The following is a 25,825-nucleotide window of genomic DNA, read 5'->3' on the forward strand; positions in this document are numbered from 1 at the left end:
ACATTGCTCCGTCATATGACTAGCGTCACATCATGCAAAGGTTCAATGAACCGATTACCGGACGGTGCCACGGCACCTCGGTCTCTAGCACGGAGCCATCCGCTCCCCGAACGCATAAGGAAGTGCCTTATGACCAAAGCCATTCCCTACGAAGGCATCACCTCCGCACAGCCAGCCATGGAGCGGGCGATGGCAGCAGGAAACGGAGTACTCCGACTCGCCCCGGCCTGGGTGCCGCGGGCATTCTGCACGCCTGGAAGACGCATCCGCCTACACCCTGACGACTACTTCCCTCTCGGCAAAGACCGCGGCGGCATTGACGAACGCTGGCTGGCCTCGGCCACCCGGGCCGAGAACGGTCCGCTCACCGGCCCATTCGAGGGGCTCAGCCTGGTGGTGGACCCCGAGACCGGAGTCATCCCCTTCGATGAGTTCATCGCTCACTTCCAGGGCGAGGCAATCGGCCAGCTCTGGGAGTCACACCAGGGGTGGCCCATGTACTCCAAGTTCTTCGACAACCAGGCCCCCTTACCCTTCCACATTCACCACCGGGACGAACACGCTGCCCTGGTGGGCAAGCCCGGTAAGCCCGAGGCCTACTATTTCCCGCCACAGATGAACAACCACATGGGGGACTTCGGCTACACCTTCTTCGGACTGCACACTGAGACCACACGGCAGGATCTGCTAGACAAACTGGAGCAGTTCCTCACCGGCGGCGACAACAACATCACCGCCCTCTCCAGGGCCTACCGGATCACCGTGGGCACAGGGTGGGACGTTCCGGCCGGGATCCTGCATGCCCCGGCCAGCATATGCACCTACGAACCTCAGGCAGCCTGCGATGTATTCGCCATGACTGAGTCCTGGTCCAATAATCGGGAAGTTCCCAACGAGCTTCTGTGGAAAGACGTTCCCGAGGACCGGCATGGCGACCTGGACTTCATTGTGGACCTCGTGGACTGGGAACGGAACGTGGACAGTCGCTTCTACAGCGCCCGATTCACTCCGCCGGTGGAGACCACCGCGTCTTCTGCATCCACTGGTTGGACGGAGAAATGGATCACGTACCGCTCGGAGAGCTTCAGCGCCAAAGAGCTGACGGTGCCCCCGAGCAGTACCGCAGTGATCGAAGAGACTGACGCCTACGGCCTGATCTGCGTGGGCGGGGCTGGACAGATCGGCGATCAGCCACTTATCGCCGCCACCGCTGTCCGCTACGGCCAGCTTACGTGTGACGAATATTTCGTGACCGCCCCAGCGGCAGCCGCGGGAGTCATCATCCGCAACACCCACCCCACCGAGGACCTCGTCATCCTCAAACACTTCGGCCCCAGCAATCAGGAGTTGCATAACGACCGTCAGGTGCTCCCGCTGGATACTGCCCAGGAGCCAGCATGAGCCCGGGATGGTCTCTTCCGACACTGATCCACGGAGCCGACGGCACAGAACTCCCCCGCAGGATCGGCACGCTGACCCAGGTAGCGCGGATCGATCGGTTCACCGAGGAAGAAGGAGCGGCCCGGGGAGCGCGCCGGCTGCGCATGATCACCGGGGGAGGACTGGAGGTGGAGGTCCATCCTGACCGTGCCCTGGACTTAGGACACGTCACCTACCGCGGAGTCCCGGTCTCCTGGATGGCACCGCCCGGCATCTCCTCCCCCGCCCTCGGAGAGGCCCGGGGCACGCAGTGGCTGCGCAGCTTCGGCGGAGGCTTGCTGGCCACCTGCGGACTGGACACCTTCGGTCCGCCGTCGTGCTCAGGAGGCACTGAGTATCCGATGCACGGGCGTGTAGGGATCACACCCGCGACCCTGCTGGAGGCTGACGTCAGTGGCGGGGAACTGGTAATCCGCGGGGAGGTGCGGCAGAGCACAGTCTTCGGCGAGAACCTCCTGCTGCGTCGGACCCTGCGCGCACAGATCGGAAGCACGATGTTTTCCCTCGAAGACACTGTCACCAATGAGGGCCTGGAAACTTCCGGACACATGATCCTCTATCACGTAAACCTGGGGTGGCCACTGCTGGATGAGCGAGCAGCCCTGGACATCGAATCCGTCAAGGTCACCCCGCGGGACGATGATGCTGCAGCAGGCGTTGCACGCTGGCGATCGATTGAGCCGCCGCAGGAGGGTTACCGCGAGCAGGTCTTCCTGCATGATTTCCGGCATACTCCCACAGGACGTGCGATCATCGACAACCCCGCGCTGGACCTGCGCTTCACCCTGAGTTTCGGAGCCAGGACACTGCCGAGCCTGCACCAGTGGAAGATGTCCGGCACCGGTCACTATGTCATGGGCCTTGAGCCGGCCAACACCAACCATATCCAGGGCCGTCGCAGCGCAGAGGAAGCAGCCGTCCTGCCTCAGCTCCAGGTCGGGGAGAGCGTCTCCTACCAGCTGAACTTCACATTCGGCCCTTCAGCGAAGGAACAAAAACCATGACGCAGAATGCCGATGCCACAGTTCTGGCGATGAAGGGCATCACCAAAACATTCCCCGGGGTAAAAGCGCTCGCTGATGTGGATCTGGAGGTCCGTACCGGGGAAGTGCACGCCATCGTCGGGGAGAACGGCGCAGGAAAGTCCACCCTTATGAAGATCCTGGCCGGAGTGCATCCGCCCGACGAGGGAAGCGTGACTATTGAGGGTGAACAAATGTGGTTCAACTCTCCGCTGGAAGCACGCCGGCAGGGAGTGGGCATGGTCTACCAGGAAATCAACCTGGTCCCGGACCTCACGGTGGCTGAGAACATCAGCCTCGGACAGCTGCCCAGCTCGGCCGGCTTCGTCAATCGCCTGGAGCTGCACCGTACTGCAGCCCGGGTCCTGAAGGAGCTGGGCACGCGGCTCGATCCTCAGGAGATGGTGGGTCGCCTCTCGGTGAGCCAGCAGCAGCTGGTGGAGATCGCTAAGGTCTACGCCAGCCAGCCCCGGATCGTAGTCTTCGACGAGCCGACCTCATCGCTGAGCGAGCACGAGGCGAAGGCTCTGTTCCGGGTGATCGAACGGATGCGCAGCAACGGCATCGCGATCATCTACATCAGCCACCGGCTGCGCGAGGTGCTTGACATTTCCGACCGGGTGACCGTGCTGCGCGACGGTCGCATAATCGACTGCCGGAGCACCGAGGGCCTCACTCCGCCGGAAATGATCCGCCTTATGGTGGGCCGCGATCTTGATGATGTCTTTCCCAAACGTCACGTTGCCATCGGGAACCCGGTTCTCGAAGTTGCCGGGCTTACCCGGCTCGGTGTGTTCGAGGATATTTCACTCACCGTTCGTGCTGGCGAGATCGTCGGACTGGCTGGGCTGGTGGGCGCTGGACGTACTGAGGTCGCTCGTGCCCTCTTCGGTCTCGACCGATACGACGCCGGCACTATCCGTCTTCACGACAGTGAAGTGAGAATCCGCAGCCCCAAGACCGCGGTGCGAGCAGGTATCGCCTATATTCCCGAAGACCGCAAGCGCGACGGCGTCGCACTGTCTCTCTCCGTGAAGGAGAACATCTCACTTCCCGTACTCAGACAGGTCGCCCGTCTGGGCTGGCTCCAGCGTGGGGCAGAACGGCGCATGACTCAGCAGAAAGCGGAGGAACTCTACGTTTCTCCCCCTGCGATCGACCGGAAAGTAGCCACTTTCAGCGGCGGAAACCAGCAAAAGGTGGTCCTGGCCAAATGGCTCGCCAGCGAACCTACAGTGCTGATCCTCGATGAGCCCACCCGCGGGGTGGACGTCGGCGCCAAAGCCGATATTCACACCATCATCGGGGAGCTGGCTGCCTCCGGGGTGGCCATCATCATGATCTCCTCTGAGCTTCCGGAGATCCTCGCTGTCAGCGACCGCGTCTATGTCCTGCACGAGGGACGGCTCACCGCTGAGCTGGACCGCAGCGCCGCAGACGAGGAGTCCGTGATGAGCGCAGCAACCGGAGAGGCGGTGGCGGCATGACCTCGGCAGCCACTCTCCCTCCGCGGGTGACCGAGGAGAAGACGGCGAACAAGATCCTGGGCTGGATCGCACTGCCAGTGGGGATCCTCGCCCTGCTGGTCATCGGCAGCCTGCTCAGCGAGCAGTTCTTCACTACCCGGAACCTGACCAATGTGCTGATCAACATGTCGATCGTCGGCATCATCGTGGTCGGGATGACCTTCGTGTTCATCGTGCGCGGCCTAGCCGATCTCTCTGTTCCGGCGATGGTAGCCATCGGGGCACTCCTGACTCTCAGCCTGCAACCGTCCCTGGGAAGCCTAGTAGGTGCCCTAGTGGGCATCCTGGCTGCCTCGGCAGCGGGGCTGATAAACGGTCTCTTCATTGGATACTTCAGGCTCAACCCAGTGATCACCACCCTGGCCACAGGAACTATCGTGCTGGGCATCGCCCAGGCGGCAGTAGGCGGCGTCATTGTCTACGGCGATGACCCGGCTCTCCAGTCCTTCCTTACCGGCCGGATCATCCTTGGGATCCCCACCATCGTTCTGATTTTCCTGGCGGTGGCAGTAGGAGGGCATCTCCTTCTCTCGCAGACCATATTCGGACGCTGGGTCTACGCCGCCGGATCCAACCCGGACGCTACCAAGGCCAGTGCGGTGCCATTGAACTTCACCAAGGCCGCAGCCTTCTGGATGACCGCAACCCTGTCCGGATTCAGCGGAGTGTTGCTGGCCTTGACTCTCCAGACGGCCCGGCCAGGTATCGGCACAGGATACGAGTTCGACGCCATTACCGCCGTCGTCGTGGGCGGCGTCAGTCTGCTGGGTGGGTTCGGCAACGTTCCACGAGCCATAGGAGGCTTGCTGCTGGTGACTCTGCTGAGCAACATCATGGTACTCAACGGTATCCCCACCGCATCCCAAGGGTTGGTGATGGGCGCTCTCATCGCCGGAGCAGTAGCCCTCGACGTGTACCTGCGGCGACGCGGAGGTGCAGCATGAACACTCTGAAGAGAGTCTTCGAGAGTCCTGCGGTTCTCACCCTCATTCACTACCGTGTGGTGGTCATTCTTATAGCCACCCTCTTCCTCTCAGTATCCTTAGTGCCGGGATTGACCGAGTTCCGCACCCTCAGTCTCAGTCTGGACAGGACCGCCACACTCGGTGTGGTGGCTGTAGGACTGACCGTGGTACTGCTCATGGGGAAACTGGATCTCTCCGTGGGCTCCACACTGGCACTTTCTGGCATTGCCACCATCGGGCTCCAGGATCAGCTCGGTCCTTTCGGAGCTGCCGTGGCAGGCATCGTCGTCGGGGTGCTTGCCGGAGTGTTGAACGGTTTCCTGGTAGTCACACTGCAGATAAACTCCCTTGTGGCCACCCTCGCCTCCATGATCTTCTTACGGGCGCTGTGCCACTTCTTGACAGATTCAAATCCCATCAGCGGAGACGATCCCCTCTTCGGGCTGACCGTCTCCCGGGCACTGGGCGGCACTTTCTCACTGCGTACCTACGTGTTCCTTATCGCGATTCTGCTGCTGTTCATCTGGCTCACCTACACAGTGGCGGGGCGCCGTCTCTACGCAGTAGGCAGCAATGAGCATGCGGCCACCGCCTCCGGCATCCGCTCCAACCGTTACCTGTTCGGAGCTTTTGTCTTCAGCGGCTTCACCGCGGGGGCTGCCGGAGTAATGCAGTCGCTTGCCACCAACACTGGCTCGCCAGCCTTCGGGGAGGCCACCGCGCTGACCGCCATCGCCGCAGTGGTGATCGGCGGAACCCGATTGGAGGGCGGTCGCGGCTCAGCCCTGGGTACCTTGGGCGGCGTGCTGGTCCTAGCCGCCATCACCACCACATTGGAGTACGAATCGGTGCCGACGTATTACCAGAACATCGTGACCGGCAGCATTTTGCTGCTCCTCATCCTGCTGGATCGCATCGCCTCAAACAGTCCGCGATCAGCCTTGTCCCTGAACTCCCTGCTCTCCTTCGGAAAGCGCGACGAAACCCCAACCGAGAAAAAACAAGAAGGGAAAGTCCCATGAAACATGTACTACGCCTTGGAACACTCACTGCTGTTGGCGCACTCGCTCTGACCGGCTGCGGCAACGACGGAAACGGTAACGGCGCCGAGTCCGCCGAGGGTCTGGAGATCTGCTACGTGGCAGCGGCTGAGTCCCACGCCTACGCCTCTCCTGCCAACGCAGCCTTCCAGGAGGCCGCAGAGGAGCACGGTGTGCACGTCACCCTGCTCAGCCAGGAGTTCGACGCCCAGACCGGAACCGACCAGTTGCGAACATGCATCGGCCGCAACCCAGATGGGATTGTGCTGTGGCCGTTGGATCCACAGGCTTATATCCCCGGACTCGTGGAAGCCCAGGACGCTGACATCCCAGTGGTCCTGATCAACAGCCCCATGGACGAAGACGCCGAGGGGCTGTACACCTCTTTCACCGGTCCTGACACTTATGAACAAGGGGTGATGGCCGCTGAAGTGATGCATGAGGAACTCGGCGGTGAAGGGCAAATCGTTATCATCGCCGGCCAGGCAGGCAACGGAACCACTATCGGCCGGACCGATGGCTTCAACAACATGCTGGAGGAGCTCGGCTCCGAGATTGAGGTGCTGCAGACCGTCAACGCGGACTTCGATCAGCAACGCGCCCTGGAGCTCAGCCGCGATCTGATTTCCCGACATGGGGATGCACTCGACGGCGTCTATGCCAATGACGACACGATGGCCCGCGGATTCGTGGACGCCTGGACCGAGTCCGGCCGTGAGCTTGATGACATGCCTGCCATTGTGGGCATCAACGGCCAGCAGGATGCCTTCGCCGGTATCGAGGAGGGTTACTACACCGCCACCATCGTGCAGTCCCCGGAGGAGGACGGCCGTCTCGCCCTGGAAACCATCGTCTCCGCTGCTACCGGCGAAGAGGTGGACACCCGGATTCCGATTCCGTTGACTGTTGTTACCCAGGAGAATGTGGCTGATGAGGAGCCTGCCTTCTGACACACTGAGCTGCTGAAGACCATGTCTCCGTAAGGGGCGCACCTACTTCCAGGTGCGCCCCACTGCATTCATCAGGCAGAGTCCCGGACGACCAACTCGGGCTGGAGAACCACATGGTTGTGTCGCGGCTTTGCATTCACATCGCGGGAGAGTTCAAGGAGCATGCGTACCGCGGTAGCACCCAGCAGCCTGCGAGGCTGACGCACGGTGGTCAACGCTGGAGTGGAAACAGCTGACCATTCAAGATCGTCGTATCCGATCACCGCCAGATCCTTGGGCACACGCAACCCAGCGCTGCTGAAAGACTGCAATGCTCCCAGCGCCAGCAGGTCATTGGCGCAGATGATGCCCGTCGGGCGCTGCCCGGGCAGCGTCTTTGTAATCTGCCAGCCAGCCTCTCGGCCGGTGTCCACTGTCCATGAGTCAGTCTCCAGAACTTCCAGTTGCACCCCCGGGCTTTTCTTCACCACGCTGCGCACCCCTTCCAGGCGAGCCCGGACTTTGGGCGAGGTGTGCGGATGGCCTACCAGCGTGATGCGCCGGTGTCCGGTGTCAACCAGATGCTTGGCTGCTATCGCACCGCCGCGTTCGTCATCCACCACTACGCTCCAGCCGTGGGTGGCATTCTGGCCCACCCTGTCCACGAAAACCATGGGCACTCCCCGGTCCTGAAGCATCTGCAACCGGGAGGAGGATTCGTCTACCGGGGAAATGATCAGACCCTGGACGCGATGCTGGACCAATAAATCGAGATTCTGGTTTTCCACCTCGGCGTCATATCCACTGTTAGTGATGACCACACCGATATCATGTTGGCGAGCCACCTCTTCAGCACCGAGCGCTACGTCCACGAAAAAGGGGTTATCCAGATTGGCCACGGCAATGCCCAGTGTGCGCTCCCGTCCAGGGCGGAATTGACGGGCTTTCTGAGTGGGCTGGAAATCGAGTTCTTCAATGGTCTGCAGGACCCGCTCGCGGGTAGCTTCCTTGACGTAATACGGACGATTGAGCACATTGCTGACCGTCCCGGCTGAAACTCCGGCGAGCGCAGCAACCTCACGAATAGTGACTGAGCCACGCCCACCGCCCTGTCCCGCTGCCCCGCTACTCGTCCCATCCGGATTCATTGACCTCATCCTACGATGAGCATCTGAAAACCATGTTCAGCAATCATCTTGCCGAACCCCGGCTTTCTTAGTTCGGACACTTCAGCAGAAACCCAATCCGGGGTGCGGGAACTTCATCACCAGCTCATCTGGGTTCCGCCGACGCGGGCGGCCTCGATCTTTTCTTGGTATCCAGAGGCGGCATAGGCGACCATCGGGTCGCCGGGCAGGCCGCGGGACTCGCGCCAGGCGGCCAGATCGGCGCGAACATCGGTGTAGAAGGCGTCCATGAACACCTGGTGGGCGCCGAGCACATCGCCGGCCTGCTGGGCCGCGGCCAGTGCTTCACGGTCCACTAACAGGGCGCGGGCGGTCATCTCCTGGACGTTGAGCACGCTGCGGATCTGGCCGGGGATCTTCTTCTCGATGTTGTGGCACTGGTCCAGCATGAAGGCCACTTCAGAGTCCGGCCCGTAGCCGCCGCCGCGGATGACCTCGAAGAGGATGCGGAACAGCTGGAAGGGGTCGGCCGAGCCGACGATCAGGTCATCGTCGGCGTAGTTGCGGGAGTTGAAGTCGAAGGAGCCGAGCTTGCCGACCCGCAGCAGCTGGGCCACGATGAACTCCACATTGGTGGATGGAGCGTGGTGGCCGGTGTCCAGGCAGACCACGGCGTTCTCGCCCAGGGCCTGGACGTGCACCAGGGCGGTGCCCCAGTCCGGCACGTCGGTGTGGTAGAACGCGGGCTCAAAGATCTTGTATTCCAGCACCAGGCGCTGCTCGGCGCTGAGCTGAGCATGGATGGTGCTCAACGACTCGGCCAGCCAGTCCTGCCGGGCCCGGATATCGGCCTGGCCGGGGTAGTTGGAGCCGTCGGCCAGCCAGATCTTCAGGTCGCGGGAGCCGGTAGCACCCATGATCTCGATGCATTCCAGGTGATGGTCCACCGCCTTCTGCCGGACGGCGGGGTCGTGATGGGTCAGCCCGCCGAGCTTGTAGTCGTCGTCCTGGAAGGTGTTGGAGTTGATGGTGCCGATCTCGATGCCAGCGTCCTCGGCGTAGCGGGTCAGCGCGCCGAAGTCCTCGACCATATCCCAGGGGATGTGCAGGGCGACTTTAGGTGCCAGGCCGGTGAACTTATGGACCGTGGCGGCATCGGCAATCTTCTCCTCCACCGTGCGCGGGGTGCCGGGTGAGCCGAAGACCTTGAACCGGGTGCCCGAGTTCCCATAGGCCCAGGAGGGAACCTCAATGGCCTGGTGCTCCAGTTCAGGAGCGATCTCTGCGAACGTTGTCATAATCTCTTTTCAGTTCCCTTCCAGGGCTGCCAGTTGATCCTCTAGGTGGAAGACTTCCTCCAGCTCCACGAAGCCAGTGTCCGGTCGAGTGCCCTTGAGCTCCACGAAATACTCAGCCATCTCCGCCTGCCAGCGGGCGTTAACCTCCGCGCGCTCCATAGCCGCCTGCGCGGCCTCCAGGGACTGGGTCTCCAGGTAGCCGATGAGCAGCCCGTCGTGTCGCAGGAACAGGGAGTAGTTGTGCCAGCCGGAGCGCTTCAGCGCCCTGAGCATGTCCGGCCACACGCTGCGGTGGCGCTCCTTGTACTCGTCCAGCCGGTCTGGCTTGACCTGCAGCTGGAAGCACACTCGTCGCATACTTTCCCCTTCCTGTGGTGTCCGTGCTGGGTGCCCGGCCGCAGAGGCCGCGACCGGGCACCAGGCACAGTGGATGGATCAGAAGTCGAACTCGTCGATGTTCTCGGCGTCGAAAACGAAGGGATCCCCCAGCAGGATCTCTCCGTCAGCACCCACGGTGTACTCGCCGAGCCGGCCAGCCTCGAAGGTGTCGCCCTCCTCGCCGTCAATCTCACCGGTGGCCAGGGCGTGCGCGGCCCACGCTGCCAGATACCCCAGGTCCTCCGGGTTCCACAGGGCGAACGCCTCGACGGTGCCGTCCTCGACGTACTCGCGCATCTGGTTCGGGGTACCCAGACCGGTCACCAAGACCTCGCCGGCGTAGGCGGAGTCGGAGATGTACCGGGCAGCGGCGGCGATGCCCACAGTGGTCGGGGAGACGATGGCGTCAAGGTCAGAGTGGGTCTGCAGCAGAGCTGCGGTCTGGTCGAAGGAGCGTTGGTCGTCGTCGTCACCGTAGGCGATCTCCACCAGTTCGATGTCCGGGTGGTTGGCCTCAAGCTCCTCCTCCATCAGCTCGATCCAGTGGTTCTGATTGGTGGCGTTTGCCGAGGCTGAGAGGATGGCGATCTGCCCCTCGCCGCCGATCTGCTCGGCCACCAAGTCCACCTGCGTCTGGGCGATGCCCTGGGCGTCAGCCTGGTTGACGAACACGTCGCGGCAGTCAGAGTTGGTGTCGGAGTCGAAGGTGACTACAGCGACACCGACCTCGCGGGCCTCGTTGAGCGCATCGCAGGGGGCGGAAGGGTCGGAGCCGGAAATCACGATGGCGTCCTCACCCTGCTGGGCGGCGGTGTTGATGTACTGCACCTGGCCGTCAGGGGTGTCCTCCTGAGGGCCGACTTCGGAGAAGCTGGCGTCGAACTCGTTGACTGCGTCCTCGCCCCCGGAGTTGGAGGTGTCGAAGTAGGGGTTGCCGAGGTTCTTGGGGATGAAGGTGATGCTCAGATCGCTGCCGTCGGCATCACCCCCGTTGCCGTTGCCGTTGTCGCCCCCGCCACAGGAGGCCAGGGCCAGGGCAGCAGACATCCCGGCGGCGGTCAGGGCCGCCCGGGCGCTGAAGGTGTTCCTCTTCATGGTGTTACCTTTCCTTTCTTGGGCCTCCACCGTTGGAGACCCGCGACAATCTGTGGGGTCATCACCGAGGCGATCAGCAGCACACCGATGATGATGTTGATGACATTGACGGTCACCCCTTCCAGGCGCAGCGCGGAGGAGATCACACCGATCAGCAAGACACCGGCGATCACCCCGTGCAGGGCACCTCGGCCGCCGAAGATCAGCACGCCGCCGAGCAGCACTGCAGCGATGACTTCCAGCTCCAGGCCCATCGCGTTGTCGCCGCGGGAGTTGCCGAAGCGCAGCGTGTAGTAGATCCCGGCGAAGGCCGAGACCGCCCCGGAGAGGATGAAGGTGATCATCTGGGACCGGGCCACGTTGACCCCGCTGAAGCGTGCGGTGAGGTCGTTGTGGCCGATGTCGTAGAGTCCGCGGCCGAAGGGGGTGAAGTGCAGCAGGATGACGAAGATCAGAATCAGCACCACCACCGGCACGACGACGAGGGGCACCCGGGACTCACCGATGGAGGCTGTGGCCAGGGAGGTCCAGTCGGGGTCGAAGTCGGTCAGCGCGGTGGTGCCCAGCAGGCCCACGGCCAGTCCACGGAACAGCGCCAGGGTGCCGATGGTCACCGCCAGCGAAGGCAGTTTCACATAGGCGACGAAGAACCCGTTGAATGCGCCGCAGGCTATGCCGACCAGGATCGCAAGTGCTCCGGCGGCGGGCAGCGAGAGCCCCCACTCCACGTGGGCGATGCCGACCACTACGGAGGACAGTCCCATGATGCTGGCCACCGAGAGGTCGATCTGCCCGGTGATGATGATCAGGGTCATCGGCAGGGCGATCATCATCAGCGGGGCGATGTCCAGCAGCAGGTACCGGACGGTCAGCGGTCCGGAGAAGTTGTCTACGGAGATATTGGCCCAGATCCAGACCAGCGCCAGCAGCGCGATGATCAGGAACTCGGTAGTCATGAACGCCCGGAACCACCAGGGCCGGTGGTAGTGCCGGTAGGTGCGGGGGGCGTCGTCGCCCAGTGTCACGTTCTGTACTGCGGGCGCCTCTGTCTCAGAGCGGGTCACAGTGCTGCTCATGTCTCATCCCTTGCTTCTTGAAGCTTGCGGGTCTGCCGTGCGGCCAGGTAGCGGTCCAGCACGATGGCCCCGATGATCAGCGCGCCGACCACAGCCCGCTGCCAGAAGTCGGGCACTCCCATGATCGGCAGGGTGCGGTTGATGGTCATCAGCAGGACCGCGCCCAGGGCTGCGCCCCAGACGGTGCCGGATCCGCCGAAAATGGCCACCCCGCCGATCACCGCGGCGCCGATGGCGTTGAGCTCCCAGGTCATTCCGGCTCCGGCGCTGACAGTGCCGTAGCGTGCGGCGTACATGACGCCGGCCAGCCCGGCCAGCGCGCCGCCAATCACAAAGGCCACGATAATCCGCTTGGTGGTGGGCAGGCCGTAGAGTGTGGCGGCCTCGGGGTTGGAGCCGATGGCGTACATCTCTCGGCCGCTGCGGGTGGAGTTCAGCCAGTAGGCCGCACCCAGCAGCACCAGCACTGCGGTGATGGTCAGCAGTGGGATGGTGCCGATCTGCATAGTGCCCAAGCGCAGGAACTCCCGGGGCATGTCCGAGGCGTTGATCCGGTCACTGCCGGCCCAGGTGAGCACGACGCCGCGGTAGATGTACATGGTGCCCAGGGTCACCACCAGTGCCGGCACCTTGCCGAAAGCGACCAGGACGCCGTTGACCAGGCCGAGTCCAGCGCCGACGGCGATGCCGATGAGGATGACTACCGGGATCGGGATGCCGGGGAAGTCGATGAACAGCCGGCCGGTCATATAGGCGGTGATGGCCAGGGTAGAGCCCACGGAGAGGTCCACGTTGCGGGTGACGATGACGATTGCTGAGCCGATGGCCAGCACCATCAGGATCGAGGGTGTCAGCAGCAGGTCTCGCCAGCCCTGTGAGCTGAGCAGGAAGTTCTGGTTCAAGCTGGTGGCTGCGGCGATGACGGCCAGGATGACCAGGACGATGGCCATCTCGCGGGAGGCCAGGATTTCCTTGACGAATCGCTGGGCGGTGCTCATCTGGCTCGGCTTGGCCAGGGCTTCGGTGCTTGTGACTGGGGCGCTCATGCGGCGGCCCCCTCTCGGATCTGTTCGTGCCGGGCGGTGGCGGCGTGCATGACTTTCTCCGGGGTGGCCTCACTGCGGTCCAGCTCGGCGGTGATCCGGCCCTCGCTGACCACCAACACGCGGTCAGCCATGCCCAGCACCTCGGGCAGCTCGGAGGAGATCATCAGGATGGCCAGGCCCTCTCCGGCCAGCTGGGAGAGCAGACGGTGGACCTCGGACTTGGTGCCGACATCGATGCCGCGGGTGGGCTCGTCGATGATCAGCAGCTTGGGGTCGGTGGCCAGCCATTTGGCGATGGCGACCTTCTGCTGGTTGCCGCCACTCATGGTGCCGGCGTTCATGGACATCGCCGCGGTCTTGACCTGCAGGCGGCCGGCCCAGGGCTCGGCGGCGTGGTTCTCCGATGACCGGGTGATCAGGCCCAGCTTCTGCAGGCGGCTGCGGATGGCGGCCCCGATGTTGTGCGCCACGGAGGACTCCAGGATGAGGCCCTGCTGGCGGCGGTCCTCAGGAATCAGCGCCATGCCTGCCTCGATCGCTGCGGTGGGCTTGTTCTTGGGGATGGTTCGGCCATTGAGCCGCACCGTGCCGGAGTCGTAGGGGTCCACGCCGAACACAGCTCGGGCGATCTCGCTGCGTCCGGCGCCGACCAGGCCGGCCAGGCCTACGATCTCTCCGGCCCGGACGGTGAAGCTTACTTCATGGAAAGTGCCGGCTTGGTTGAGGTCCTCGACATCCAGCACCACATCGCCGATCTCGGCCGGTGTCTTGGGAAACAGTTCGGTGACCTCGCGGCCGACCATCATGGTGACCAGCTCGTCATTGCTGGTCTCCTGGGTCTTCACGGTGCCGATGTAGCTGCCGTCTCGCATCACGGTGATGGTGTCGGAAAGGTCGAAGACCTCGTCGAACCGATGAGAGATGAATACAATGCCGCGACCCTCGTCGCGCAGGCTGCGGGTGACGGCGAAGAGCCGCTCCACCTCCATGCCGGAGAGTGCCGCGGTGGGCTCGTCCATGATCAGCAGGTGGGCGTCGAGTGAGATGGCTTTGGCGATCTCGATGATCTGCTGGTCGGCAATGGACAGTCCCTGGGCCGGCCGACGGGGATCCAGGTTCACGCCGAGTCGGTCGAAGATGCGCTGGGCCTCCTCGACCATAGCCTGCTTGTCGATGCGCCGACCGCGGGTGACCGGCTGCCGGCCCATGAAGATGTTCTCGGTAACCGAGAGGTCCGGGAACAGGGTGGGCTCCTGGTAGATGACCGCGATTCCGGCATCCTTGGCGTCTGCGGTGGAGGAGAACTGGGCGTCTTTGCTCCGGAACCGGAATGTTCCGGCGTCGCGCTTATGCAGTCCGGCCACGATCTTGATCAGGGTGGACTTGCCTGCGCCGTTCTCCCCCACGAGTGCGTGCACGGAGCCGGGGTACACGGTGAGTGTGCCGTCGGCGAGCGCAACGACGCTACCGAAAGCTTTGCGCACGCCCTCGAGTTCGAGGACGGGCGCGGTCTGATCAGCGACCATGGACCCTCCAGATGCGAATGGTGTCGGGGGTATCGATCCGATCAGTCTGTAGAGACCGATGTAAATCGATTCAATTTGTGACACCGATCATAGGAGGCGCCTCACAGCCATGTCAATGCGACAAAGCTGGACACGAGAAAAGCAACGGTATTGTTATCACCTATGGCAATGCCTCAGGTGCGGGATGTGGCGGAGAGGGCGGGTGTCTCCCCTGCGACAGTCTCCAACGCGCTCAACCATCCCCAGCGGGTTTCGGAGCGCACTCTGGCCAGGGTGCATGCGGCTATCGAGGAGCTTGGTTATGTCCGCAACGACGCCGCCCGTCAGCTGAGAGCAGGCTTTAATCCGGCTGTGGGGCTGATCGTTCTGGACGCCGCTAACCCGTACTTCACCGATCTTGCCGGCGGTGCTGAGCAGCACCTGATGGAGCTGGGACGGCCCCTGCTGCTGGGAAACTCATCCCAAGTCAGTGACCGAGAGATCACCTATCTGAACTTGTTTGAGCAACAGAGGGTAGCCGGCATTCTCATCGCGCCAGTGGGCAACGTACTGCCTCGACTGCGAAAGCTGAAGAGCAACGGCATACCGGTGGTCATCATTGACCGCAAAGCCGGGGCCGATGAACTCTCCTCAGTCTCTGTGGACGATGAGCGCGGCGGCTGGCTGGTGGCTGATCACCTGATATCCCAGGGTGCTTCACGGATGGCGGTAATCGGCGGCCCGGAGGGATTGCGACAGGTGAGAAACCGTTTGCGCGGCGCCCAGCAGCGTGCTCGGCAGAGCCCCGGGGTGGCAGTGGAGTACATCGCCACCGGAGCGATGGACGCCGCGGCCGGACGTGCGGCCGCTGAGGAGTTGCTTGGCCGCAGCGTCAAAGAGCAGCCTGATGCTGTCTTCGCAACCAATGACTTGGTGGCCCTCGGTGTACTGCAGGTGCTGGCCCGCTCCGGGGTCTCGGTCCCTGATCAGGTGCTGCTGGCCGGCTACGACGATATTGAGTTCGCCGCCAACGCCATCATCCCGATCACCTCGATCCGTCAGCCCTCAGCGGAGATGGGCCAGCATGCCGCACAGCTGCTGCAACGCGCCATCGAGGATCCTGCCTCCCCGGTCCAGCACACAGTCTTCCAGCCTGAGCTCATCATCCGGGAGTCGACTCAGGCCTGCTGAGAGATGTTGAGAACTGCACAGAGCGTCTTGTCCTTCCTAGACACTCTGCGCAGTTCCTTATATCCGAGCCAGAAGAGGGAACCTACTGCTCCAGTTGCTCCTCCATGTGGTTAATCCAATACTGAACCGCTTCTTCGACAGTGCGTTCGCCGAAGAGGATGTCTGACTCCATCCTCTGCGATAGCTCCCTCTGCACAGAGGCTCCCGGCGGGGCAGGTGGCTTGCCGATGGGGTCTTCCATGATCTGGAGAAGGTACTCGGCGGCATCAGCGCTCGCTGGATCCAACAGCGGCTGGACGGTCTCGAGAATTTCTGGGTTAAACGGAAGACCTCGGTCATCCTTGATGATCTCTGCTACCTCGTGGTTATTCAACATGAAATCCATGAGCATCGCTGCTGCTTGCGGATGCTCCGTTCCGGCGTTGATGGACCAGAATTGGGATGGGCTAACGTCGGCTCCAACTAGTCCTGTATCCGTAGGCGGTGCTACGACATGGATCGGGTCGTCACCCAGCGCGGCAGTGTAAGACGGCATCTGATTCGTAAAGGCGAAACTCATGGCTGCATGGCCTGTACCAAACAAGCTTTGATCAGGTGTCACATTGTGGTGCTCAACGATGATCGAGGGGTCCGGGAGCCCCCCATTCTCGACCATTTCAACTGTCTGATTGAACCAGGGTTCCAGCTCGTCTTCAGACGCGAGCAGTCCGCCATCCCAATCGTACAGTCCGTACTCTGTCGACTGAGAGACATATACGCCCAAAGCATCCTGGATCCTCAGGTCGAGGCCATACACGTCATCGGGTGTTCCCGCGGATATTTCACCGGCGATCTCCACAAAATCATCCCAGCCCCAATCCTCCTCGGGCAGTGGAACTCCAACCTCATCAAAGAGCCTCTCGTTCAGTAATAGTCCAATTGAGTTTCCCCCTGTCGGAAGTCCATACAACTCATCAGCAATTGTGGCATCCACTCTCGAAAACTCACCATATGACTCAATATCGACGTAGTCCTCGACGGTGTACAGATCTAAGAGCTGCCCCGCGGCCCCGTATTCCAAGGGCATGGACCCCCCTAAAGCAAAGATGTCAGGGCCACCGCCTGCTGCGAAGTCAGTCGACAAACGATTGAATAGATCTTCCGGGTTGCCCGTGGGCTCTGCTTGGATCGCGATGTTCGGGTGTTCGTCCTCAAAGAGGTCGAACACCTCCATCATCATCTGGACGCGTTCGTCGTTGCCCCACCAAGCAATAGTCAAGGTGATTTCAGCATCAGGATCGTACTCCCCTGTTGCTTCAGTGCCGCTTCCACCTCCACAGGCACTAATTGTCAGCCCGGCTAGAGCCAATGGGAGTAGGATCTTTTGGTGGGTTCTCCTACGTTGTGTTCTCTCCATGGTACTTCTCCTATCGGTGTCGATGTGATCCACGGACGTTCTTACTTAGCCATTCGGCCAGAGTCGCTGCATTCAGCCCGAGATGGCACTTGTCTAATTTTTGTGCAAAACATCTCAAAAGAATTACGGTTATTGATTACTCATCTGCACTGTTAATCTCTGAAGCTGATCGCCGCTCTCAGCCCTATCGAGACTTACTTCGGCGTTTCTGCCTTGCACCGTGACTCGGTACTTGCCCAGGAATCCGGTGAAGCTGGCCCGGCCCTGCTCGTCGGTGCGCAAGGTGGCCTCCGAGGTCCACCACTCGCTACGGAAGAGCTTGCGCAGCCGGTGGTAGGCGGGCTTGGGGGTACCGTCGCGGCGGATCAGCCCTGCGGGAGCATTGAGCCAGACGTCACGATCGGGAAATCCCCAATAGGTCAATGCTTCCACCGCTGAGTGCTCAAAGAGTCGGCGATAATGGTCTTCAAGAGCGTCGGCTTGGAACTGCTCTCCCTCGTCCGTAGAAGGCCACTCCCCCGGCTCCGCATGGAGTTCATTGATGTCTCCAATATCCCTAGGAGCAGGCTCCCCCGAGAGAATAGTAGTCTCGGTGAAGTGGATCGGGATGTTGTACCGGGAGAACCGCTCCAGCACCCGTTCGGTCTTCTCCTGGCCCCAGGGCCCCTGGTGCATATGCGACTGCAGACCCAGCCGGTCAATACGAATTCCAGCCTCCAAAGTAGCCTCAATCAGACACTCATAGGCAGTAGACATGTTGAAATCGTTCAGCAGCAGGGTGGCGTTCGGGTTGGCGGCCCGGGCTTCTTCGAAGGCAATGCGCATCATCTCCACCCGGCCCTTGATGCGGGCCAGGCAGGTCACCGCATTGTCCTCGGCGGTGAAGACCGGCATAATCACCACCTCGTTGATCGCATCCCAGGTGTCGATCAGCCCGGCGAAGTCGCTGACTTCCCGACGGATACGGGCGCGCAACAGCCGCTCCACCTCATCCAGCGGCTTGCCCAGCAGCCACGGAGCACAGACGGTGTGCCAGACCAGCGGGTGCCCCTTGATCCGGACCCCCTGCTCGGCGAACCACCGAGCAGTGTTCCGCAACTCATCAGTCCTGGGCTCACCTTCCTGAGGCTCAAACCTCCCCCAGTAGAAAGGCAACGTCGCCGTGTCGAACAGCCCCAGCCAATGCTCAGCCAGGGCGGCGTCGTACTCCGGATCCTGCGAAGCGCCATTAGCCCAATCGATAAGTTGAAACCCGATGCATCCGAACTGGAACTGATGGCGAGTCTGCGCAATCGTGACCTCACGGTCCGTCAGGGGCTCACCGTGCTGGTTGGTCAGAGTCAGCTGCGCTGTGGCTCGGCGGTGGTGCAACTCGGGGTCAAAGGCATGGACTTTCTCAGGGGGAGTGAATAATGACGTCATCTTCTGGCCTCTTTCAAAGTTTCACTATTCTTGAGCATGTAGGTCTGACGCTGTGACTGCTTTTCCGAGATTCAAGGCTCCAATGGGGACAGCGTTGCCCGACTCCAGAGACCGGTTTCCGGCCAGGCCCACAGCCACAGCGTGGACTCCCTCGGGCCAGCCGGAGGCCCGGCCCAGCCGGTCGTCTTGCGGCCCGCAGAAGACCTCACGCAGCAGGTCCGCGTCGGCGCCGCCGTGGGCGCCCTCCCCTTCGGGGATCGGGATCTCCACTGCTGAGCCGAACTGCTTCTGCAGTAGCAGCCGTTCGGAGACGGGGCGGGCGCCGTCGTCGACCACGACATCAGGACGGGAGGAGGGGTCGACCACCACATAACCGTCCTGGTCCAGGGTTACAGCGCCGCGTTCGACTACTGTCAGCTCGGCACGCCCCTGCGTGCCGTTGACGTAGACGGTGTAGCCCTCCCAGGGGCCGTGGGCGGAGAGCGTGTAGGCCATCGAAGAGCCGCGCCGGTAGTCCACCACCAGCGACATGTTGTCCTCGATTGTGATTCCCTCGTCGAAGACGTCGCGGTCGCGCAGGTAGCCGTCGTGGTGCTCCTGGTCGTAGTAGAGCCCCTTAAACACCGGGTCAGTGCGCAGGTCCAGGCTGAACGCATCCCGGGCCGGACGGTCAGTGGTGCCGCGCTCCGGCCGCGCTCCCATCCCGCGGTCTCGGGCATTCTCGGCTCCGTAGAAGCGCAGCCCCCCGGAGGCGTAGACCTTAGTGGGCACGTCATCGAGCCACCAGTTCACAAGGTCGAAGTGGTGGCTGGCCTTGTGGATCAGCAGACCGCCGGAGTTCTCCTTCTGACGGTGCCAGCGGCGGAAGTAGTCGGCGCCATGGGCGGTGTCCAGCAGCCACTCGAAGTGCACGCTGGTCACCTGGCCGATCTCACCTTCGGTGATGAGCTTCTTCAGCGCCCAGTTGCGCGGGGAGTACCGGTAGTTGAAGGTCACCACCACGTCTCCGCCGGTGCGCTCGACCGCCTTCGTGATGCGGGCGACACCCTCCTCGCTTGTAGTTAGCGGCTTCTCTACTACGACGTCAGCGCCAGCTTCCAGGGCGGTGACGATGTAGTCGGCATGGGTGACATCAGGGGTGGTGAGGATCACCCGGTCCAGGCGGTGCTGCTGGACTGCCTCAGCCAGCTCAGCCGAGTCGAACCGGACCGGCTCGCCGAGATCCCGCTGGCCCCATGCCTGGGAGAAGTCGAGCCGCCCCGGGTTGGTATCCGCCCAGGCCACCAGCGCGGCGGCCTCGCGGTACGGCCCAGCGATGGCATCCAGGTACATCTGGGCCCGGGAGCCTGCGCCGATGAGTCCGTAGCGCAGCCGGTCGGTATCAGCCATGGTGAGCGTCTTGTCCTTTCCAAAAGAATGGGCAGGTGAGGTGCGTCGGCGTGCTCTATTTGATCCCTGATTTGGCGAAGCCCTTGACTAGGAACTTCTGGCCGATAAGGAAGGCGATGAACAGTGGGATCAGCGAGACCACACTCATGGCGAACATCGCGCCGTAGTTAGAAGTTGACTGAGCGTCGATGAAGCCTGTTAGTGCTTGCGAAACGGTGTAGTTCTCGGGACTTCTGAGATAGAGCAGTGGCCCGAAGAAATCTGCCCAGGTCCAGATGAACGTGAAGATCGTGGTGGTGGCCAGTGCCGGGATCATCAGTGGCAAGGTAATCTGCACAAACTGACGGAAATGGCCTGCGCCGTCGATACGGGCTGCCTCGTAGAGCTCGTTGGGCAGTGAGCGGATGAACTGGACCATCAGGAATATGAAGAACGCTTCGGTGGCCAGGAACTTCGGCACCACCAGCGGCAGGAAGGTGTCCAGCCAACCGAGCTCGCGGAAGAGGATGAACTGGGGCACCAGTACCACGTGAAAGGGCAGCAAGATGGTACCCAGCATCAATGCGAAGGTGAGAGTTCGGAACCGAAAATCCAACCGCGCAAAGGCGTAGGCAGCCATGGAGCACGAGATCAGGTTGCCGATGATCGCTCCGAGCACGAGGATAGAAGAGTTGATCAGGTACACGTGGAAGGGAAACAGCTGTGCATTCCAACCATGTGCGTAGTTCTCCAGGCTGAGGTCAGTGGTAAAAATGCTCAGGTCCGTGAAGATCTGTTCATTAGGCTTCATAGACGAGATGAGTAGCCAAATGAGTGGATAAATCATGATTAGTGACAGCCCGATCAGCGCCAGATGCTTCACCACTGATCGAATTCGTTGCCTGACCAAATTCCCTGCTATGGAACGTGAGCGCGGAGTGCTGAGGTCGGGCGTTGCCTTCCCATATGGGTCAACCGTCTTTGGCTGTGTGGATTGGAGATCAGTCGTCATAAAACACCCAATACTTTGAGAGCCAGAAATTGACAGCGGTCAAGCCACCGATGAAAAGCACTAGCAGCCAGGCCATAGCGGACGCGTATCCCATCTGCATCGGAGAATTGAAGGCTTGCTGATACAGATAGAGCGTGTAGAAGAGGGTCGAGTCTGATGGACCTCCAGTGCCACCTGACACCACGTATGCCTGTGTGAAGTTCTGGAAGGCGAAGATGGTCTGCAGTACCAGGTTGAAGAAGATGATCGGGGTCAGCAGTGGCAGGGTAATGGTGAAGAACTGCCGGACCTTGCCGGCACCGTCGACGTTGGCAGCCTCGTAGTACATGTCAGGAATCTGACGCAGGCCTGCCAAGAAGATGATCATTGGGGAGCCGAATGTCCAGATGTTTAAGACGATCAATGTGCCCAGGGCGTAGTCCGGGTGAGCGACCCATCCAGGTCCCTGTATTCCGAACAGGCCCAGGAACCCGTTGACGATGCCATCGTAGCCGAAGACTTGGCGCCACAAGATGGCCACGGCCACAGAACCTCCCATAAGAGAGGGCAGGTAGAAGACTGAGCGGTAAAAGCTCAAACCACGCATTCCCCGGTCTAGGAGTACTGCTACTGCCAACGCTAACGCTAGGACAAAGGGAACACTGACGAAGACATAGATGAAGGTAACTTCAAGCGACTTCCACAGCCGCTCATCGCCCCACATACGTGTGAAATTGTCGAGCCCAGTCCATTGAGGAGGCTGAAGCAAGCTGTAGTCCGTAAATGCAAGGTACAGCGACACAAGCATTGGGCCCACAGTAAAAACAAAGAAACCAGTGATCCACGGGAGCATAAAGACGAATCCGGCCTTATTATCGCGGTACGTCCGCTTGGCTCTCTTCTCGCTCTTCTGCGCCTTGGTCTGCTTCGCAATAGTACGAAGTTCACCGAGACTACTCACACAACCTCCTCCAGCTGCTCGTGCGTGCCGTTCCCCAACGAACTGGAGAAAGCGGTTTCTCACTTTGAGCCGATACTATGAGCTGAGTCACAGGCTGTCAATATGAAAGCGATTTCTTAGTGTAATCTGTGCCACGTGCCTCATCGTAAGCAGTTGATGGATCTGACTCCGCTTCGGGAGTCCCCGGCCTATCGTCGATTCTGGATCAGTGGCATTGCAGGTGGTCTGGGTGTTCAGCTAACAGCTGTTGCTGTAGGGATACACGTCTATGAGATCAGCGGATCTACAGCCGCCGTGGCAACTATCGGAGCACTAGCACTGGGCCCAATGATCCTTGTCGGAATCCTCGGGGCGCTTTGGTCGACGCCTTTGACCGTCGGCGTGTCCTAATCTGGGCGTCTTACGTCGCCCTCGCCTCACCCATCGGCATTGCCGCCCTCGCGTGGTCCGGTAGCGCGACCCTCTGGGCGTACTTCACCTTCACAACTCTCTCTTCCGCGTCGGGAGCGTTAGTTCGCACAGCCCGATTCGCCATACACCCTCGCCTCGTCAGGAGGAAACTGCTCCCCTCCGTTGCTACACTCTCTGCAATTTCTGCCGGACTACGAGGGACCGGAGGCCCTGCTCTAGCAGGAATTCTCGTGTCAACCATCGGATTTGCGTGGACGTATACACTCGATGTTGCGCTGTTCCTGGTGGGATTCTGGGGCATAATTTCCCTCCCATCTATACCGCCCACGAAGAGCTCGCCGATAGGAATCCATTCGCTCATCGAAGATCTATCTTTTCTGCGTCGATCCAAAAATCTTCGGACAGTAATTACTCTCCATGTTGCTACCTTTACCTTCGGCCGCTCCTACGCAATATTTCCCGCTGTGGTTGCGCTCGTTATTGGAGGAGGAGCCTGGACAGTTGGGGTATTGACTGCATCTGGAGCGGTCGGGGTCGTAGTTTCCAGCATCCTCTCAGGAAGCTTCGGTGCGACACGTAGACATGTGTTAGCAATAGTATGGGCATCTGTTACTATGACATCATTCATTGCGGCTTTAGGAATATACATATGGTTTCTTGATTCGAAAATCCCTGAATATGATCGATATACTGCTAACATTCCAACTCTAATATTGCTGTGTTTTATCAACTCTTTAGTTGGTTCTTCTGATAATATTTCGAAAATTTTCCGTACGACTATTATGCAGTCTGCTACCCCAGATCACTATCGTGGACAACTACAGGGGATCTATACCCTGGTTCTGAGTGCTGGCCCTCGCCTAGGTGACACTTACGCCGGCTTCCTCGCAGCACTTACGACCCTCTGGTTCCCGCAGCTGCTGGGGGCCCTACTGATCCTGGTCCTCGCCGGCCTATATCTGCGGCTGCGGCCAGGGTTCCGGCACTACGACGGTGCCAATCCGGTGCCATAGGCCTTGACCCGCAGAGTGCCGACGGACTCATCCAGTGGAATAAACACGGCCCGCTCGTCCGGGGTCTTGTTCGGCGTGTGCAGGGTGAGGTAGAGCTGACCGTCGAGGGCGCGGAAGATCATCCCGTGACCGCCATCGGCCTCGAAAAGCGGCTCGTGCTGCTCCCAGGGGCCGCTGATCTCCCCAGTCAGCGACCGTGCCACGCCTTGGGCGTAGCGGCCGTTGCGGAAGCTAGCCCAGAGCATCAGCAGGTCTCCGGCCTGCGTGCGGTGCACAAAGGGGCCGTCGGTGACGTACCCGGTTCCGTGCTTGGCGGAGTGGACCGGGCCGACCCAGGGGGCTTCCGAGGCTGCGAACAGTTCCACCGGCTCCCCTTCGCTCTCGGTCAGGTCCTTCGACAGCTGAACAGCGCAGACGGTGCCGTCGGAGGTCTGGACCCATTCATGGCAGAACACCATCCACGGAACCCCCCCTGCATCCACATACAAAGTGCCGTCCAGGCATTCCCATTCCCTGGGGGTGACCGGGCCATCACTGTGCGGCACATAGGGCCCCTCCGGGGCGTCAGAGACCAGTACAGCGGTGCCCCGGCGCACCTGGGGATCCTCGTGTCCGAACGTTGCGAACATGTAGTAGCGGCCCAGATACTCATGAGCCTCGGGTGCCCAATAGTTGGTGGGGGACCAGAAGTTTTCCGGGGGGCGGAATGCCTCGATCGGTCCCTCCCAGTGCTCTAGGTCTGTGCTGCGGTAGCAGTCAAAGCCGGTGGCCAGCCCATTCCATATGTCCTTGTCGGTCGAGCCGAAGAGGTAATACTGCTGCTTATCCCTCTGCACCAGGACGAAAGGGTCTCGCAGCTGGATCTGGTCGGTTTTCAGCGTCATGATCTCCTCCGGATATCAGGAAGCACGTGGTGGGACGAAGCCAGGACTGGATCGGTCTGTCACCTGTATTCCGTTCAGCCACACGCGCTCGTTGGCGGACAGTGCCAGGTCTAGGAGCCTGTCTCCGTTGCTCAGGGTTCCTGAGACGGGCCGCGGGGTGAGACAGGCGATCTCTGTGGGATCCCCCGCGGCGTCGACCATGACGCGCCAACCCCGAGGGAAGCTCATGAGCTCAACGTTATCTCGGTAGACCAGCACCTGCTCGTTGTCGGCGGCCAGCTCATAGCGGACTCCTGAGACAGTGCGCGAGTAGGCGACGGCCTCAGCAGCGGTGTGCACCCCGGACTTTCCGGAGCCTCCATGCGAGGGGTCAAGCCGGGTCGGCGCCAGTCCACCCAGGGCAACAGCGCCTGTGGACATCGGCATGATGCCAAAGGTACGCTCCACTGTGTCGAGCATCCAGAGGATGGAGGGTGAGTAGCTGCTGGTGAATCCGGCATCGCCGCTCCAGGGGTCGATGCCCTGTGGGAAGCGGTCAGCAGCGGTGAGTGCGGAGAGCAGCTCCTTGTTCGCCAGCATCAGTTCGGCAAGGTGTCCGTGGTGCTCGAATGCGTGCGGAGCCCGCAGCTGGGTGAGGAAGTGTACGGGACCGGCCCAGGAGTTGCGGGTGTGGTCGCCGTCGTATCGCGGATCGGAGAGCGAGACAGTGGTGAATCCGTAGTGTGAGAGGAAGTGTGCGGAGTTCATCACGTAGCGTTCCAGGACCCGGGTGAAGAATTCGGCGTCGCCGATCTCGCAGGCCAGCACCCGCAGCAGCACATCGGAGACGACCTTCACCGGCTGCCCGTGGGCGTCCAGGTCGTAGAACGTGCCGTCAGACTCGTCGTAGCAGTGCGTGAACAGCGCCTCCACCGAGGCTTTTGCTTTCTCCTCCCAGGGGGCGGGGTCCTCGCCCAGCTCTTCTGCGATTCTGGCTAGGTACTGGCGTTGGCAGGCGACGTTGGCAGTGAGGTCCGGAGCCAGGAAGGGGACAGTGGCCGCCTCCGGATTGCAGAGCGAGGCCTCGCTCTGGTAGCACCGGTCGGGGACGAACCAGAACCGGGGCGAAAGGTCATGGCCGGTGTCGAAGGTGCAAAAGGCTTCAACGCAACCGGTTTCTCGGGTGTTGCGGTAGGTGGCCAGCCAGGTGTCGTAGCGGGACATGGCGTCATACATCTGCTGCAACCAGTGGCGGTCCGCCCCTGATCCGGCGGTGTCCCTGTGCAGCTGATAGTGGTTCCAGACCGACCGGGCCAGCGGGGTGACGATCTGGATCTGGCTGAAGGCCGGGCCCTCGGCGGTGACCTTGTACGGGATTAGGCCGTCTTTGCGCTGGTGGACGGCGTAGATGCGGAAGGTCTCGGTGGCGGTGCGTGGGGCGAAGCGGGAGAGCACCTCGGTGTTGATCGTTCCGGTCGACTCGATCCAGGTGCCCGCATAGACGCCACCCTCATTGAGCACCGGAGGGGAGCCAGCCAGCGGACGGATGCACTGCTGCAGTTCGGTCAGCGCCTGGTGCCATCGGTCCTCGATGGCACCGCCGACGGCGGCGAAGCCGATGCCCAAATCCGTGAGCTGCGCGGCGAACTCCTGTGAGACATTAGCCCGTTGACCGGTCGGCTCGACCCGGCGCAGTGTGCTCAGTGCTTCGTCAATGGCTGCCACATCGGCCTTTTCGCTGTGTTGCTGGTGTGGTTCTGTC

At 61.5% G+C, this 25,825-nt stretch carries 22 protein-coding genes; 8 read left to right on the forward strand and 14 right to left on the reverse strand.

From position 1 onward, the window contains the following. The first annotated feature begins 129 nt into the window (after positions 1–129). From F0311_RS08975 to F0311_RS09000, 6 genes are read left to right on the forward strand one after another with little or no spacing between them, the layout of a single operon-like run. The gene (locus F0311_RS08975) at positions 130–1,401 is read left to right on the forward strand and encodes a cupin domain-containing protein (protein ID WP_150461584.1); all 1,272 of its coding nucleotides are present in this window, start codon (positions 130–132) and stop codon (positions 1,399–1,401) included. Continuing rightward, positions 1,398–2,444 (forward strand): aldose 1-epimerase family protein, encoded by a 1,047-nt coding sequence (locus tag F0311_RS08980; protein WP_150461585.1) that lies wholly within the window; start codon positions 1,398–1,400, stop codon positions 2,442–2,444. The genes F0311_RS08975 and F0311_RS08980 overlap by 4 nt, the downstream gene beginning before the upstream one ends. Then, positions 2,441–3,949 carry a sugar ABC transporter ATP-binding protein gene (locus F0311_RS08985; protein WP_150461586.1) on the forward strand — a complete coding sequence of 503 codons (1,509 nt, stop codon included), beginning with the start codon at positions 2,441–2,443 and terminating at the stop codon, positions 3,947–3,949. The genes F0311_RS08980 and F0311_RS08985 overlap by 4 nt, the downstream gene beginning before the upstream one ends. Further along, positions 3,946–4,932, forward strand: coding sequence for an ABC transporter permease (locus tag F0311_RS08990; RefSeq protein WP_150461587.1), 987 nt, complete (start codon positions 3,946–3,948; stop codon positions 4,930–4,932). The genes F0311_RS08985 and F0311_RS08990 overlap by 4 nt, the downstream gene beginning before the upstream one ends. After that, positions 4,929–5,975: an ABC transporter permease gene (locus F0311_RS08995; RefSeq protein WP_150461588.1), complete on the forward strand. Its 1,047-nt coding sequence runs from the start codon at positions 4,929–4,931 to the stop codon at positions 5,973–5,975. Before F0311_RS08990 ends, F0311_RS08995 begins: the two co-directional genes overlap by 4 nt. Beyond that, complete coding sequence (locus F0311_RS09000; protein WP_150461589.1) at positions 5,972–6,943, forward strand: sugar ABC transporter substrate-binding protein; 972 nt, start codon at positions 5,972–5,974, stop codon at positions 6,941–6,943. The genes F0311_RS08995 and F0311_RS09000 overlap by 4 nt, the downstream gene beginning before the upstream one ends. Before the next feature lie 71 nt (positions 6,944–7,014). Here the strand turns inward: F0311_RS09000 and F0311_RS09005 are convergent, their stop codons facing one another. The 7 genes from F0311_RS09005 to F0311_RS09035 all read right to left on the reverse strand — a co-directional run bounded on the left by F0311_RS09005 (position 7,015) and on the right by F0311_RS09035 (position 14,468). Then, positions 7,015–8,070, reverse strand: a complete 1,056-nt coding sequence (locus F0311_RS09005) for a LacI family DNA-binding transcriptional regulator (protein WP_150461590.1) — start codon at positions 8,068–8,070, stop codon at positions 7,015–7,017. A gap of 116 nt (positions 8,071–8,186) precedes the next feature. Further along, entirely contained in the window at positions 8,187–9,347 is a 1,161-nt protein-coding gene (rhaI, locus tag F0311_RS09010; protein WP_150461591.1) for an L-rhamnose isomerase, read from the reverse strand. 9 nt (positions 9,348–9,356) lie between these two features. After that, positions 9,357–9,704, reverse strand: a complete 348-nt coding sequence (locus F0311_RS09015) for an L-rhamnose mutarotase (protein ID WP_150461592.1) — start codon at positions 9,702–9,704, stop codon at positions 9,357–9,359. A 78-nt stretch (positions 9,705–9,782) separates the two neighbouring features. Beyond that, entirely contained in the window at positions 9,783–10,820 is a 1,038-nt protein-coding gene (gene rhaS / locus F0311_RS09020) for a rhamnose ABC transporter substrate-binding protein (protein ID WP_150461593.1), read from the reverse strand. Further along, positions 10,817–11,896 (reverse strand): ABC transporter permease, encoded by a 1,080-nt coding sequence (locus tag F0311_RS09025; RefSeq protein ID WP_150461594.1) that lies wholly within the window; start codon positions 11,894–11,896, stop codon positions 10,817–10,819. Before F0311_RS09025 ends, rhaS begins: the two co-directional genes overlap by 4 nt. Beyond that, complete coding sequence (locus tag F0311_RS09030; RefSeq protein WP_150461675.1) at positions 11,893–12,894, reverse strand: ABC transporter permease; 1,002 nt, start codon at positions 12,892–12,894, stop codon at positions 11,893–11,895. Before F0311_RS09030 ends, F0311_RS09025 begins: the two co-directional genes overlap by 4 nt. Before the next feature lie 44 nt (positions 12,895–12,938). After that, positions 12,939–14,468 (reverse strand): sugar ABC transporter ATP-binding protein, encoded by a 1,530-nt coding sequence (locus tag F0311_RS09035; protein WP_150461595.1) that lies wholly within the window; start codon positions 14,466–14,468, stop codon positions 12,939–12,941. 162 nt (positions 14,469–14,630) lie between these two features. On the opposite strand from F0311_RS09035, the gene F0311_RS09040 reads away from it, so the two are divergent. After that, positions 14,631–15,638: a LacI family DNA-binding transcriptional regulator gene (locus F0311_RS09040; RefSeq protein WP_191089840.1), complete on the forward strand. Its 1,008-nt coding sequence runs from the start codon at positions 14,631–14,633 to the stop codon at positions 15,636–15,638. An 82-nt stretch (positions 15,639–15,720) separates the two neighbouring features. Here F0311_RS09040 and F0311_RS09045 read toward each other — a convergent pair whose 3' ends face one another. From F0311_RS09045 to F0311_RS09065, 5 genes are all read right to left on the reverse strand, one after another. Continuing rightward, on the reverse strand, positions 15,721–17,034 hold the full coding sequence (locus F0311_RS09045) for an ABC transporter substrate-binding protein (protein WP_150461596.1): 1,314 nt from the start codon (positions 17,032–17,034) through the stop codon (positions 15,721–15,723). 129 nt (positions 17,035–17,163) lie between these two features. Beyond that, positions 17,164–18,456 (reverse strand): endo-1,4-beta-xylanase, encoded by a 1,293-nt coding sequence (locus F0311_RS09050; protein ID WP_150461597.1) that lies wholly within the window; start codon positions 18,454–18,456, stop codon positions 17,164–17,166. 24 nt (positions 18,457–18,480) lie between these two features. Next, positions 18,481–19,845 (reverse strand): Gfo/Idh/MocA family protein, encoded by a 1,365-nt coding sequence (locus F0311_RS09055; protein ID WP_150461598.1) that lies wholly within the window; start codon positions 19,843–19,845, stop codon positions 18,481–18,483. A gap of 55 nt (positions 19,846–19,900) precedes the next feature. Beyond that, complete coding sequence (locus F0311_RS09060; RefSeq protein ID WP_150461599.1) at positions 19,901–20,836, reverse strand: carbohydrate ABC transporter permease; 936 nt, start codon at positions 20,834–20,836, stop codon at positions 19,901–19,903. Continuing rightward, positions 20,826–21,776 (reverse strand): carbohydrate ABC transporter permease, encoded by a 951-nt coding sequence (locus F0311_RS09065; protein ID WP_150461600.1) that lies wholly within the window; start codon positions 21,774–21,776, stop codon positions 20,826–20,828. Before F0311_RS09065 ends, F0311_RS09060 begins: the two co-directional genes overlap by 11 nt. A gap of 356 nt (positions 21,777–22,132) precedes the next feature. On the opposite strand from F0311_RS09065, the gene F0311_RS19040 reads away from it, so the two are divergent. Then, a complete protein-coding gene (locus tag F0311_RS19040; RefSeq protein ID WP_191089841.1) occupies positions 22,133–23,200 on the forward strand; it encodes an MFS transporter in 1,068 nt (355 codons plus the stop codon). Here F0311_RS19040 and F0311_RS09080 read toward each other — a convergent pair. Both F0311_RS09080 and F0311_RS09085 read right to left on the reverse strand, forming a co-directional pair. Next, positions 23,173–24,084: a glycoside hydrolase family 43 protein gene (locus F0311_RS09080; RefSeq protein ID WP_191089842.1), complete on the reverse strand. Its 912-nt coding sequence runs from the start codon at positions 24,082–24,084 to the stop codon at positions 23,173–23,175. The genes F0311_RS19040 and F0311_RS09080 overlap by 28 nt on opposite strands. A 15-nt stretch (positions 24,085–24,099) precedes the next feature. Further along, positions 24,100–25,788, reverse strand: coding sequence for an MGH1-like glycoside hydrolase domain-containing protein (locus tag F0311_RS09085; protein ID WP_150461602.1), 1,689 nt, complete (start codon positions 25,786–25,788; stop codon positions 24,100–24,102). Positions 25,789–25,825 lie beyond the last annotated feature (37 nt).

The sequence above is a fragment of the Nesterenkonia ebinurensis genome (assembly GCF_008711175.1).
GTDB lineage: Bacteria > Actinomycetota > Actinomycetes > Actinomycetales > Micrococcaceae > Nesterenkonia > Nesterenkonia ebinurensis.

What these genes read in the sequence shown, in the direction of transcription:
- F0311_RS08975 (WP_150461584.1), top strand. Translation starts at nt 130, where the DNA reads ATGACCAAAGCCATTCCCTACGAAGGCATCACCTCCGCACAGCCAGCC.
- F0311_RS09045 (WP_150461596.1), bottom strand. Translation starts at nt 17,034, where the DNA reads ATGGAGAGAACACAACGTAGGAGAACCCACCAAAAGATCCTACTCCCA.
- F0311_RS09005 (WP_150461590.1), bottom strand. Translation starts at nt 8,070, where the DNA reads ATGAATCCGGATGGGACGAGTAGCGGGGCAGCGGGACAGGGCGGTGGG.
- rhaI (WP_150461591.1), bottom strand. Translation starts at nt 9,347, where the DNA reads ATGACAACGTTCGCAGAGATCGCTCCTGAACTGGAGCACCAGGCCATT.
- F0311_RS08995 (WP_150461588.1), top strand. Translation starts at nt 4,929, where the DNA reads ATGAACACTCTGAAGAGAGTCTTCGAGAGTCCTGCGGTTCTCACCCTC.
- F0311_RS08990 (WP_150461587.1), top strand. Translation starts at nt 3,946, where the DNA reads ATGACCTCGGCAGCCACTCTCCCTCCGCGGGTGACCGAGGAGAAGACG.
- F0311_RS09040 (WP_191089840.1), top strand. Translation starts at nt 14,631, where the DNA reads ATGGCAATGCCTCAGGTGCGGGATGTGGCGGAGAGGGCGGGTGTCTCC.
- rhaS (WP_150461593.1), bottom strand. Translation starts at nt 10,820, where the DNA reads ATGAAGAGGAACACCTTCAGCGCCCGGGCGGCCCTGACCGCCGCCGGG.
- F0311_RS09080 (WP_191089842.1), bottom strand. Translation starts at nt 24,084, where the DNA reads ATGACGCTGAAAACCGACCAGATCCAGCTGCGAGACCCTTTCGTCCTG.
- F0311_RS09000 (WP_150461589.1), top strand. Translation starts at nt 5,972, where the DNA reads ATGAAACATGTACTACGCCTTGGAACACTCACTGCTGTTGGCGCACTC.
- F0311_RS09060 (WP_150461599.1), bottom strand. Translation starts at nt 20,836, where the DNA reads ATGACGACTGATCTCCAATCCACACAGCCAAAGACGGTTGACCCATAT.
- F0311_RS09015 (WP_150461592.1), bottom strand. Translation starts at nt 9,704, where the DNA reads ATGCGACGAGTGTGCTTCCAGCTGCAGGTCAAGCCAGACCGGCTGGAC.
- F0311_RS09025 (WP_150461594.1), bottom strand. Translation starts at nt 11,896, where the DNA reads ATGAGCAGCACTGTGACCCGCTCTGAGACAGAGGCGCCCGCAGTACAG.
- F0311_RS08980 (WP_150461585.1), top strand. Translation starts at nt 1,398, where the DNA reads ATGAGCCCGGGATGGTCTCTTCCGACACTGATCCACGGAGCCGACGGC.
- F0311_RS09050 (WP_150461597.1), bottom strand. Translation starts at nt 18,456, where the DNA reads ATGACGTCATTATTCACTCCCCCTGAGAAAGTCCATGCCTTTGACCCC.
- F0311_RS09035 (WP_150461595.1), bottom strand. Translation starts at nt 14,468, where the DNA reads ATGGTCGCTGATCAGACCGCGCCCGTCCTCGAACTCGAGGGCGTGCGC.
- F0311_RS09030 (WP_150461675.1), bottom strand. Translation starts at nt 12,894, where the DNA reads ATGAGCACCGCCCAGCGATTCGTCAAGGAAATCCTGGCCTCCCGCGAG.
- F0311_RS09055 (WP_150461598.1), bottom strand. Translation starts at nt 19,845, where the DNA reads ATGGCTGATACCGACCGGCTGCGCTACGGACTCATCGGCGCAGGCTCC.
- F0311_RS08985 (WP_150461586.1), top strand. Translation starts at nt 2,441, where the DNA reads ATGACGCAGAATGCCGATGCCACAGTTCTGGCGATGAAGGGCATCACC.